Below are 12292 nucleotides of genomic sequence, written 5' to 3' on the forward strand. Positions count from 1 at the left end.
ACTCGGGAGAGATAAGATGCGCTAGACTTCAATGTCCGGCAGCCGATGATTGGTTTGTGTGCGTTGTCACTTGCTGTCATGACCCGAGAAACACTGCCTGTGCCGATCTGACTGACCTCAGTTGGCGGTGCTGTACCACAAAAAAACTGTAAGTAATTGTTTATTAAGCTTTATCTATGCTAAAAAATTTGCTCCCCAAATCCATTGCAATCCGTGCGTGATGTGCTATAATACTTCTACAGCAACATAATGCGTGTGTGCCATGCGGAGAAAAAGTACTCGCGCATCGAATTATGCTTACGTGCTTCCCCCCCTCCACCCGCCGTATCAGTCCTTAGTATCCCCTGAGCGTCGCTCTGCGCACAGAACCTAAGCAAGCGCCAAACCAAAAGAGGTGTTAACCATGGCAAACCTACTCAAAATCGGACAAAACGACTTTACCCCTCTCGCGACCGTCATTGACTTCGACGAAGTCGACGTACCTATGGGTACTGAAAATCCGGTCTTCGAGTTCACCAATATCGACAAGCTCGGTGACGTGACAGTCAGTTTTGGTCAGCAATTCGTCGGCCAGACTGTCATCGGCACGAGGCCCGTCACGCTTGACGACACCACGCCTGATGGGCCGCTACGTCTGGATCTGACCCAGGGAGTCGTTGAGACGGTATATGACGGCGCGGATGGCCACACCAGTCCAGTTTTGAGCGGATCACCAACATTCAACGGCCCTATCGCGGTGCATTTCTCTCAGCCGGTTGCCGCCGTCGGTCTCAAAGGTGGGTATTTTGACGCGCTCGAGTCAACGACAATCGAGGTTTTTGATATTAACGGCAACTCGATCGGAGAGATTCAGAATAGCATCAAGGGTTTTGAGTTTTATGGCTTGACGACGGACACTGGACAGAACCTCATCGCGGGCCTCTCGTTCTACATCACAGGCAACGAGCCCGCGGGTTTTGAGATCGACGATATCACCTTCGGCGCTGCGGACACTGTCGTCGTTAGGCTTCCAACTGCTGGCGATGACTCTGTCAAAACCGCTATGGATCAGGTAGTTACCATTCCGGTGCTCAACAACGACATTGATCCGAACGGTGATGCTCTGAGTGTGCTGGGCGCGGGGAATCCATCTAACGGCGCTGTTGTCGTTAATGCTGACAATACAATTACTTACACTCCAGACTCCGGCTTCATCGGTGAGGATTCGTTTGTTTACACGCTCGAAGCTGGTGGCGACATTGACACCGCAACCGTGACTGTGACTGTGACTGATGGGGGGGGGGACGTTGAGACAGCTCCTGATGCAGTGGATGATGCAGTTGAAACCAACGCTGGAGAGTCTGTTGCCATTTTTGTCCTCCAAAACGACTCAGATCCGAATGGCGATGTCATCACGATTGACCAAGTGTTTAATCCCCAGAACGGAACTGTCAGCAATGATGATGGCGTGCTGACTTATACCCCCAATGAGGGTTTTTCGGGCAAGGACACGTTTAACTATTCAATTACGGATGGAAAAGAGACTGATTCAGCGACGGTGACAGTCACAGTTCAAGCTCCTGAAGTTGAGGTGCGTGATTACAATGCCATGTACATTCTCACGGACGAAAGCCCCAGCGAGTTCTATGTCGCCGAGGGACTCGCGGCCAATGTGGAGGGTGAGAGAGAGGGAAAGACACTCAATATAGCCAACGGTGCCGCGGCGGGCGGCTTGGCCCGAGGCTCAACGGTGAACCTTGAAGGCGCGAGCGAAGATTACACCCTGGTGCGGAACGGCACGACCCTTGAGGTGCGCGATGGCAACGATGCCTTGGCTGCGTCCCTGAATGTTTCGCCCACTGTGTTATCGACGCTGCGGTTCAAGGACGGCGCCACAGCACTGATGATCGAGTCAGGGAAAATTGCTCTCGGCGGACAATTCCTCGTTAACGACGGCGACACCGTTGCGGGCGCGGACCTCGACTTGGACGGTGCCGACACCTCTGTGCTGACCTTTACCGACAACGTCGATCTCCCTGAAAGCCCCGAGGCCAACGCCTACCTGGTGTTGATGGATACGAGCCCGAGGGAGTTCACTTTGGGTGATGGGTTAGTGACCAGCGTCCTCGGCGGCACCAAGGGGATGACGATTTTCGTGCCTGATGGCGCGGGTATCGACAACGTCTCGGCAGGCACCACGCTGGCATTCGAGGGTGAAATCAGTGATTTCCGATTCACGCGCACTGGCACCACCATGAACATCCGCGACGCCGAGGGCAATCTCGCCACGAATATCAAGGTGGTCACGGGCACTGATAGCAGGCTGATCTTTGCTGACGGCGCGGTTGACTTGGGCGCTGTTGATAAAAATCTCGTTCTCGGCGGATTCGCTTTCACCGAGGGCCAGGATAAGCAAGGTAACGAGCTGACGGTCGATCCGAGCGAAACCTCGGAGCCTTTGTTTGGTTACAATCTCAATGGAGGTACTCCATTCGCCGCAGACCAGGTGGACGCAGGTACGGGCGCCTTTGACTTCAAGGCTGATGTGGACTGGGCCACCTTCACCAATATCGCGAACTTTGGCGATGACGACACTCTTGAAATCAACGGGGTAACTTATTCTGGTGACGTCGAGGTTCGGGTTGCTAGCGGGAATACAATCCTCAGCTTCGATAACGGAAAGGGGATCGCCTCCGAAATTCAGTTCGTTGGTGTCTCCGGAGATTTTTTCAGCGTGGAAAGTTTCAACAAAGACCCAAATTTCGGCAATATTTTACTTCCCGATGCCGAAGCGGTTGTCACAAATACGGAGTATCTCATCGGTGGTAACATGGTCTCGCCGGTCCAAAGGGATGCCGCTGGGGCAGTTACATTCGTCGATCAAGGAAGCGGACCGGTCCACGCCCTAATCACAAATTTCGGCGCGGACGACACCCTGAAACTACCTGTAGCTGACCTGAACCTAGTTTCAGTCAACGTCACCGAGGCTGGCGCGGAATTTGAATACGGTCTTAACAATTCTGTAATTACTCTGCAAGGGGTAACGGGCAGCTTCTTTGATGTCGCCGATTTCAATGGATTGAGCGAGTATGGCGATGTCATTGCTGACGGCGGTGGTGCAGTCGCGCCCGAGCCAGCAGAGCCCGTGATCGAGCCGGGAGAGGAGCCCGTGATCGAGCCGGGAGAGGAGCCCGTGATCGAGCCGGGAGAGGAGCCCGTGATCGAGCCGGGAGAGGAGCCCGTGATCGAGCCGGGAGAGGAGCCCGTGATCGAGCCGGGAGAGGAGCCCGTAACCGAGCCGGGAGAGGAGCCCGTAACCGAGCCAGAACCTAAGTTGATATTGCTGACGAAAGAGAATAACGTGCTAGATGCTGGCGCCGGGGCAGTGATCATCGAAGATCCTGGACTTTTGGACCAGGTGAATGATACCATTTCTGTCGAGATCACAAACTTCGGCGCTGACGACTCACTTCGGTTGGCAGCGGACTGGGCAGCTGTTAGTGTGTCCGTGTCTTCGGGAAACACGTATTTCGAATACGATAATGGCACTGAAGGTGTGTTAAACATCGAATTGACCGGAGTGGCCGGATTCTTCACATCGGTCGAAGAATTCAATGCATCGCCTGACTATGGAGACGTGCTTCCTGCTGTTGAGCTCATCAATGCTTCGCCTGACTATGGTGTGCTTCCTGCTGTTGAGCTCATCTAGACCACATTTAACAAGGCTTTAATGCCTGCGGAGTCCTTTCCTCCGGAAGTGGCGATCGAAGGGTAGAAGTGTCGCCACTGTTCGCAAATCAACGCCGGTCATCCTGCAATTGGATGACCGGCGTTTTTCGTTTTTGGAGAGGGGCTAGGTTGAGAAGTTGAGAAAAAGGGTAATTTATGGCGCCAATGCGGCTGGTAGCTAGTTCAATCTGCCAACAACGAGCCCCAAACGCCTCATGCAGTTTTTATGTCGGCATCAAGGCGAGTCTCCGCAGCGCTTGAGCATTGAGCATTGAGGCGCCGACATGCGTCTCGATCCACTGGTCGGGCACGCCGGTCTCGGCTCGGTCGACGAAGCGCTACCCGGCCCGACACTGTCACTGTGATGTCTTGTATTCCGGGTGTCAGTCATTTGCGAACACCGGATTGTGCGGTTCCTGAACGCGAATAAAGGTGGTGCGCTTGCTGAGTTCTTTCAGGCTTTGGGCGCCGACATAGGTGCAGGCGGAGCGCAGGCCGCCAAGGATATCGTTGACGGTGTTAATGACCGGGCCGCGGTAGGGCACCTCGACCGTCTTGCCCTCGGAGGCGCGGTACTCGGCAATGCCCTCGGCGTGCTTGTGCATGGCGGTGTCCGAGCTCATGCCGTAGAAGACTTTATAGCTCTTGCCGTCGCGCTCGATTCTCTCGCCGCCGGATTCATCATGGCCGGCCAGCATGCCGCCGAGCATGACTAAGTCGGCGCCGCCGCCAAAGGCCTTGGCGATATCGCCGGGCACCGCGCAGCCGCCATCGGAGATGATGTGTCCGCCAAGCCCATGGGCCGCGTCGGCGCACTCGATGATGGCCAAGAGCTGGGGATAGCCAACACCGGTTTTGACACGGATAGGAAATCCAAGCCACCCTGAGCGTCCAAGTTGGCCCGAGGAAGGAAGTTAGCGGGGGTGGGGTGCGCGGTCAACGTCCAACTGCGGGCTGACGGACGTCGGGGCGGTGCAGGCGCGCGTGTACAATGGTGCTGGCACGTGCATCTGCGGGGCAGCGTGCCACCGGCAGACGAGAGGGGCTGCACCGTTGCCTGCGAGAGAGACGGCGGCTGCCAGGCGACGCGCTGATCGAACTCGAAGTCGGGCTCGGGCTGCCGGCGGGTTGGGCATTCCAGCATCGAAGGCGAAAAGGGTGGAAGGAAATGACAGGATGCAAAGCGCCGCAAACAATAGTCGAATCAGATTCATTTGAGACTGCCTGAAGAGATTGTGACAATGAATATCGGCGCGATTGCGGACTGGTGGGAAGCGCCAATTCAGAACGGATAGAAAATCCAAGCGCTGCTGCGGTTTCATCTCCGCCAATAATTCACCCTGGCCGGGACAAGTGGATCAGTCAACAGTCGACCAAGGGCAGGCGCTTGCGGAGTTCAACGAGCAGATGCTTGACGCCGTGTGGGAATGCGCTTTGCCTACCTCCTAAGCCGCTTCGGGTCTAGGCGCCTTCGCCTCGCTCTCCATGGCGCGCAGCGAACGAGGTGCCCGCGCGGGCGTGTATAGACCGTTTCGGGCGGCAATCCAAAGATCATTCGCGCCAATCGGGGTTCCGCAGCGCTCGAGATGGGCGCGGATTTCACCATAGCGCAGGCTGACCCTTTCATCGATGGGAATCAGCTCTAACGTCTCCACCAACTCAGCGAGACGGGTCGCGTTCTTCTCGCGATAAGCGCTCTTCTCGACGCCAAACTCCAACTCGCCCAGGACCACCGGAGAGAGCGGGTACTAGCCGGGCAATCACCCGCCCCCGGCGCGTGATGGCCAGGGTCTCACCCGCTTCAACAGCGGCCAGCAACCCCGAAAACGCCGCCTTTGCTGAGGCAGAGTCGGCAACAGGGTCAACATCGTCCGGAAAACACCAGAGCCCCCCAGTCCGGAGAGTACTAAGCATCGCGCACGTCGGCACTGAGCTCGAGCCGATCAAGGTCGAACTGATCGGTCAACCACAGCACCAGGCGCTCCAGGGTCGAGAGCTCATTGCGCGTTTCCATCACGGCGCGCGCCAGGGCCGGCTCATTGGTGATCAGGCCGTCGATGCCCATGGAGATCAGGCGCACCATAGTCACCGGTTCATCCACCGTCCAGGCATAGACTTTCTTACCCTGCGCCTGTGCTTTGCGGATCAGCGCCAATGTGATCTGCCCGGTGTTGAGCGCGAGAAAATCCGACTGCACTGCCGGGAGGTTACCGATGGCGGTGGCCGCGAGGATGCCATGCGGCCAGTCGGGCCGCAGCGCCTGCATTTTCTCGACGCCTGGGCGCTTGAGCGACATGGCGGCGACCTGGTCGTTCATCCCGGTGTCGTCGACGATTTGCGCGACACGCTGCTCGAGCTGCACGTCATGGCCGTAGTATTTCAGCTCGATCAGAACCCGGCCGCGGCCCTTTGCGGCGAGCAGCACCTGGCGCAGGGTCGGCGGGCGCTCTGCGGCATAGGCCGGGTCGAACCAACTGCCAATGTCGATCTTGGCCAGATCAGCCAGGGTGGCGTTCCAGACTTTGAGCTTGACGCCAGCCTGTTTCATGAAGTCGCTGTCGTGGGCGACCACGACTTCCCCATCGGCGGTTTCCTGGACGTCGATCTCGACCCAGTCGGCCTGATGCTCCAGGGCTGTTTCGACTGCGGCGAGGGTATTTTCTGGCCGTGCTCCAGCGGCACCGCGGTGAGCGATGATCTCGACGCTGCGCTCGGTGCCGACGCGCTCGAGCCGATCGCCGGTGAAGTCGATCCCGCCCAGCACTAGGCTGGTGGCGATGACGAATAACAGCAGGAGCGGCACTATGCGCGCCTGTGGTAGCTGGGCGGCATCAGGCTCGGCAGCGACAGCCGCTTCGCCGCCAACGCGCTGGTAGAGCCCGTCCAGGAGGACGGCGAGCGCCCCGTTCGCCAGGGCCGAAACCACCGCATCGGCGAGCCACCAGGCCGCCAGTATGACGAGGGTGGAGACGATGATGAGCCGCAGGTGCAGCTCAAACAGCTCTTGCGTGCCGGCGATGAGCAGGCCGCCGAGGGTGGCGACCAGGGTGGCGAGCAGAATCCTGACCAGAACCCACGCCAACACCCGGCTGATGACGCCCCATTGCTGACCACGCAGCCCGGCTGCGCTGAGTGCAAAGGCGCGTTTGGGGGCGGCCCGCTGGAAGAGCAGAAAATGCAGCGCCACCGCCCAACGTGCCAATTGCGCGAGCAGCACGGCCGCGAACACCAGTGCCAGCACACCGATCAGGCCGACCGCGATCAGAAAGGCCGGCGGCTGGTAGGTGAGGTAGTAATTGATGTCGTAGTCGCTGAGCATTAACCAGGCAATGCCCGCAGCGGCCATACCGAAGGGCGCGGCGAGCAACAGCACCCGCAGCGCCAGCCTGACGCCCAGGCTGAACAGTGCAGTGAACCGCGTCAGCACCAGCGACAAGCCGGAGATCAGCGCTGCGGTGGCGCGATGCTCGCCGCGCCGTAGGGTGCTGGTCATAACGGTCAGATCGAGCACGCTGGCAATGATCGATAGGCCGATGATGGCCAGCGCGCCGGCGAATCCGGCCGGGGTCAGCAGGAAGCTCGCAATGTCCTGGTCGGTCATCGCCGTCTGGCCATTGATCGCCAACGCGACCGTCAGCACCAGGCCGGATGTGGGCAGGATTACAGCGGCCGAGAGCAGCCGCAGTGCCAGATGAACCAGCGTGAAAGGAGCCGCGTAGCTCCAGGCAACACGGTAGGCGGCTTTGATCTCTCGAAACAGCGTCATTGGTGGTCCTTTTTTGCTCACCCTTAGTGTGTACTTCAACCGGCGGACAGCGCTCGGTCTCTTGCAGCAGGTGCTGAATCACCTCGGCCAACTGGCGATAACAACCAGATGGGGCAGATCCCCACCAAGCGCCTCTTGGAAATGCGCTCGACTCTCGTCAACCTTCTCCGCGTGATGGGCCTTGGCCTCATAGCCTTAATGATGGAAACCTGATGCATCTTCGCTGGTGAGCGACTCCTTAACCGGATGGGCTTCGATATGATCCAGGGCTGCCTTCATGTGCTCGATGAGCAGTGTACAGAGGTCCTGGCTGACGCCGTTGCGGACCAGGATTCTTTGGATCGCTTGATCCTGACAATTTGACGGTAGCGTATAAGCCGGCACCTGCCAGCCGCGCACGCGCAGCCGGTCGGCAAGATCGAACAGGGTAAAGCCCGGATCGGTGCCCTCTTTGAGCTTCCATGAAACCGCTGGGATGCCGCGCGCCATGTCACCACCGAAGACGATCTCGAACGGCCCCATCTTCGATATCTCGTCGGCCAGATACTCGGCACTGCGATAGCAGGCACCGTGGACCTTGCTGTAGCCCTCGCGCCCGAGGCGGAGGAAGTTGTAGTACTGGCAAACAATCTGCCCGCCAGGCCGCGAAAAGTTCAGTGCGATGTCGCGCATGTTGCCACCGAGATAATTCACCCAGAACACCATGCTCTCGGGCAGGTCTTTCTCTTCGCGCCACAGCACCCAACCCACACCGAGCGGTGCAAGGCCGAACTTGTGGCCCGAGGCGTTGATGGAGCTCACCCGCGGCAGACGGAAGTCCCACTCAAGCTCAGGTGCGCAGAACGGGGCGAGAAAACCGCCGCTGGCGCCGTCGACGTGGATGGGAATATCGAGCCCCGTATCGGCCTGGAGCTTGTCGAGTGCGTCGTTGATCTGCTTGACCGGCTCGTATTCTCCGGTGAAGGTCACGCCCAGCGTCGGCACCACGCCAATGGTGTTTTCATCGCAGCGGCTCAGCACCTCTTCGGGCGTCATCAGGAGCCGGCCCTTGTCCATCGGGATTTCGCGGTGCTCGATATCCCAGTAGCGGGTGAATTTGTGCCAGCAGATCTGGACTGGCCCGGTGATCAGATTGGGCTTGTCGGTGGGTTTGCCCTCGGCCTGGCGACGCGCCTCCCAACGGCGCTTCATCGCCAGCCCGCCCAGCATGGCGGCCTCACTGGAGCCGGTGGTGGAACAGCCAACGGCGTGGTCGCTGGCAGGCGAATGCCAGAGATCGGCGAGCATCTGCACGCAGCGCGCCTCGATCTCGGCGGTCTGCGGATATTCGTCCTTATCGACCATGTTCTTGTCGATGCAGGCATCCATCAGCTGATGGATCTCGGGCTCCTCCCAGGTCTGGCAGAAGGTCGCGAGGTTTTGCCGCGAGTTCCCATCGAGCATCAGTTCGTCGCGGACGGCGGCATAAATGCGTCGCGGATCGCGCTCGACATCAGGGAAGGACGACTTCGGCAGGCCCATGGCCAGTTCGCTTGAACCGTAAGTCTCGTCGTCGGCGTTTTCTGTCTGGGTGTACATAGGGTTCCGGTCGTTTTGCGTGCTAACGCCTTGCTTTGGCATGATTGAATACTCCTCGGCAACGAAAAAGGGGCAATCGGAACCCCATGAAGATATCAGCAGCCAGGTCGACCAATCGACTAAGCGGAACGACAGTCTACTGCTTCAGGGCGGATCAGCGCAGCGCCCCATCTTGCATGCCGGTTGATAAGCTTCGCCTATCCAGCATTGCGGTGGCCCGACGCGCTGTAAGGACAATTTCTTTGGATTGAACCCCGCAAGGTATCTCCGAAGCGTCAGCGACGCGGTCAGCAACGATGATGTGTTGAGTATCCCAATCGCATTCAACGCACGCTTATCTCCGCTCACGGCTGCCATCCTGGACCCTCAGGGTTTGGTTTGGCTTGCCCTATCCGCACGAGATGCGGAAAGCGGCCTAAGCCGCGCCGCGCCAGTGAAGTGGTTGGCTGCGGCTGCTAAAATGGCCCCTGACTGTAATCCTGCGAAAACCGGGTACGAACCAGCCTGGCGGTCGGCAACCCCGAGATCTTTGGGCGCATGAGAGCAGACGGGGTCGATAGCGGAAAGGGAGTCGTCATGTTTAATCGCCATTCGATTGGGTTTCGGATCGCATTTTGGTCCGGCGTTGGCATGATCGCCCTTGGGTGCGTGATCACCGGCTATGCCGTCACGCGCATGCAGGCCATGGCGGAAAGCCAGCGTTTGGCCGGGTTGGAGGCGGCGCGCGAACTAGCGCGCAATGCGGCTAGTCGGAGGGCGGCGAGCATTGATGCTGCACTAGAGGTGCCGCTCGATGCAGCCAGAACGCTGGCACAGGCCTATGTCTCGGCGGTCCGTCCGCCAGACGACAAACTCACCAACGAGGATTGGGGACGCCTTCGCTATCGCTTCAAACGCCTGGAAACGGCGGTGGATTTGGCCAATTCTATCGTCGCGCGCTATATCGCCGCCGAGCGGCGCGGCGAGATGACGCGGGATGAAGCGCAAGCCGCAGCGCTCGATGTGCTGCGCTCCATGCGCTATGAAGACGAAAATTATATCTGGGTGCAGGACAGGCACAAGCCGGTGCCGCGCCTGGTGATGCACCCAGACGCCCCCCAGTTTGATGGCCAGGTCATGGATGATCCCAAGTGGGACAATGCCATGGGGCGCAACCAGAACCTCTTCATCGCCATGGATGAACAAGTCGCCGATGACGGCAAGGGCTGGATGCATTATAGCTGGCCGATGCCGGGAAGCACCGAGCCCCAGCCCAAGCTTGCCTTTGGCCGCCTAGTCCCCGAGTGGAACTGGGTTCTCGGCTCCGGAGTCTGGTCTCATCGCGTTGCCTTTTACTCGCGCAACGACATCAATCAGATGCTGAAGTCTGTACTGGAAGAGAACCCGGACTTTGTCAGCGTTTATACCGTCTGGGAGCCAGATGCCTTCGATGCCCAGGACGAGTTCTATGTGAATACCCCGGGCACTGATGACAGCGGGCGTTTCATGACCGATTGGACCCGCGGTGGGGATGGCGCCGCCGTCTTGGCCGCCGTGACCGATTACGCTGAATCCGGGGCGGGCGATTTCTACCAGATTCCCAAGCAGACTGGCCAAGAGGCGATCATCGACCCGCGCATGGAGCAGATTCAGGGTCAGGAGAGCATGATCACCTCGCTAGTCGCGCCGGTGATGCTCGAGGGTGGTTTTCGCGGCATGGTGGGCATCGATGTGCGCCTGAGCGAGCTCCAGCGCATGGTCGAGCAGGCCGCGCAGGATCTTTTCGATGGCGAGGCCAGCGTGGCGGTGCTGTCCCACAATGGCACCGTCGTGGCGACCAGTCGCAACCCTCAGCTGATTGGCGAGAATGTTTCCGGACTGCACCGACAGGGCGATCAGGTCGCTCAGGCTGTTGCCCGTGGTGAGTCCCTGCAGATCGAGTCCGTCTCGCCCTCGGGCGCAGAGGAAATCTTCACCCTGGAACCGATCAAAGTCGGTCATACCACTGCACCCTGGGCGGTGCAGATCAAGGTGCCAATGGCCAAGGCACTCGCCATGGGACAGGAAGCGGCGGCTGAGACACAGCACGCCGCTGCGGTCATGATCATCGTCTCGATCATCAGCGTGCTTGCCGGTGTCGCTGGCATGTCCTGGCTCGCCCACGCCATTGTGCGCCGGGTGAAAACAGCTAGCGGAACCATGACCGAGATCGCCGACGGCGATGGCGATCTGACGCATACCCTGTCGGAGACTGGAAACGATGAGCTGGCCGAACTTGCACACGCCTTTAACCGATTCCAGAAACGGGTGCGCGATCTCGTTGGGCAAGTGATTGACGCCAGCCAGCGCGTGGCCACCGCAGCCGAGGAACTGACCGCAACCAGCAGTTCCACCAGCGATCAAATTGGTCGGCAGCAGTCGGAATCCGATCAAGTGGCGACGGCGATGAATGAAATGACCGCCACCGTCGCCGAGGTAGCGCGCAATGCGGCCGAGGCGGCCGAGGCGGCACGTGCAGCCGATCAGGAAACCCAGCAGGGCCAGTCCACCATGAGCGAGGCAGCGTCGCTTATCCAGACCACGGCGCGTCAGATTCAATCGACGGCGGAAGCAGTCGGGCGACTGTCGCAGGATGCCAACAACATCGGCCAGGTGCTCGACGTCATTCGCGGCATTGCCGATCAGACCAACCTGCTTGCGCTCAATGCCGCCATTGAGGCCGCGCGGGCCGGTGACCAAGGCCGTGGCTTCGCGGTCGTGGCCGGGGAAGTGCGCACCCTGGCCAGCCGCACCCAGGATTCCACCACCGAAATTCAGACCATGATCGAGCGCCTGCAGGAAGGCAGCAATCAGGCAGTCAGCGCCATGGACCAGGCACGCGGACAGATCGACAAGAATGCCGAGATGGCTGAGGGCGCGCGCGCTGGTCTGGTCAGCATCGCCGAGGCGGTCGCGCTGATTCGGGACATGAATATGCAGATTGCCAGCGCGACCGAGGAGCAAAGCTCGGTCGCCGAGGAAGTCGACCGCAACCTGGTCAACAGCGCCCAGGCAATGGATCAGATCGCCACGGGTTCACGCGAGATCAACAACGCAGCGGCAGAGTTGGCGCAGCTCGCGATCGACCAACTCGAACGGGTCGGGCGCTTTAAGGTATGACCTCGGCCTCCGCATCGGGGCTCCCGGGATTGGTGCTCATCATAAAATCACGCTCAAACGGGCTTCAGCGGCAGGCAGAGATCAATTTTGCTGCAAGAAATC

6 protein-coding genes and 1 pseudogene are annotated in these 12292 nt (G+C 59.3%); 2 read left to right on the forward strand and 5 right to left on the reverse strand.

Annotated elements, in window-relative coordinates:
• Positions 1–403: 403 nt before the first annotated feature.
• Positions 404–3688, forward strand: coding sequence for an Ig-like domain-containing protein (locus Thiofri_RS14435; protein ID WP_009147040.1), 3285 nt, complete (start codon positions 404–406; stop codon positions 3686–3688).
• A 403-nt stretch (positions 3689–4091) separates the two neighbouring features.
• On the opposite strand, the gene Thiofri_RS14440 is transcribed toward Thiofri_RS14435, so the two are convergent.
• The 5 genes and pseudogenes from Thiofri_RS14440 to Thiofri_RS14460 form a co-directional block, all read right to left on the reverse strand.
• Positions 4092–4538, reverse strand: coding sequence for an IMP dehydrogenase (locus Thiofri_RS14440; protein WP_407702901.1), 447 nt, complete (start codon positions 4536–4538; stop codon positions 4092–4094).
• Positions 4539–5243: 705 nt separating this feature from the next.
• Positions 5244–5450, reverse strand: a pseudogene (locus Thiofri_RS14445) (PIN domain-containing protein); the annotation flags it as partial.
• Positions 5368–5622, reverse strand: coding sequence for a type II toxin-antitoxin system Phd/YefM family antitoxin (locus Thiofri_RS14450; protein ID WP_223296662.1), 255 nt, complete (start codon positions 5620–5622; stop codon positions 5368–5370). The gene Thiofri_RS14450 and the pseudogene Thiofri_RS14445, both read right to left, overlap by 83 nt.
• On the reverse strand, positions 5615–7474 hold the full coding sequence (locus Thiofri_RS14455) for a glycerophosphodiester phosphodiesterase family protein (RefSeq protein WP_009147038.1): 1860 nt from the start codon (positions 7472–7474) through the stop codon (positions 5615–5617). The genes Thiofri_RS14450 and Thiofri_RS14455 overlap by 8 nt, the downstream gene beginning before the upstream one ends.
• 195 nt (positions 7475–7669) lie before the next feature.
• Entirely contained in the window at positions 7670–9094 is a 1425-nt protein-coding gene (locus Thiofri_RS14460) for a glutamate decarboxylase (RefSeq protein ID WP_009147037.1), read from the reverse strand.
• Between the two features lie 588 nt (positions 9095–9682).
• On the opposite strand from Thiofri_RS14460, the gene Thiofri_RS14465 reads away from it, so the two are divergent.
• Positions 9683–12190: a methyl-accepting chemotaxis protein gene (locus Thiofri_RS14465; protein WP_143741757.1), complete on the forward strand. Its 2508-nt coding sequence runs from the start codon at positions 9683–9685 to the stop codon at positions 12188–12190.
• The last annotated feature ends 102 nt before the right edge of the window (positions 12191–12292 follow it).

This window comes from Thiorhodovibrio frisius (assembly GCF_033954835.1).
Lineage (GTDB): Bacteria > Pseudomonadota > Gammaproteobacteria > Chromatiales > Chromatiaceae > Thiorhodovibrio > Thiorhodovibrio frisius.

Coding starts and splice junctions, on each gene's coding strand:
- Thiofri_RS14435 (WP_009147040.1), top strand. CDS start 404: ATGGCAAACCTACTCAAAATCGGACAAAACGACTTTACCCCTCTCGCG.
- Thiofri_RS14450 (WP_223296662.1), bottom strand. CDS start 5,622: ATGCTTAGTACTCTCCGGACTGGGGGGCTCTGGTGTTTTCCGGACGAT.
- Thiofri_RS14455 (WP_009147038.1), bottom strand. CDS start 7,474: ATGACGCTGTTTCGAGAGATCAAAGCCGCCTACCGTGTTGCCTGGAGC.
- Thiofri_RS14460 (WP_009147037.1), bottom strand. CDS start 9,094: ATGCCAAAGCAAGGCGTTAGCACGCAAAACGACCGGAACCCTATGTAC.
- Thiofri_RS14465 (WP_143741757.1), top strand. CDS start 9,683: ATGATCGCCCTTGGGTGCGTGATCACCGGCTATGCCGTCACGCGCATG.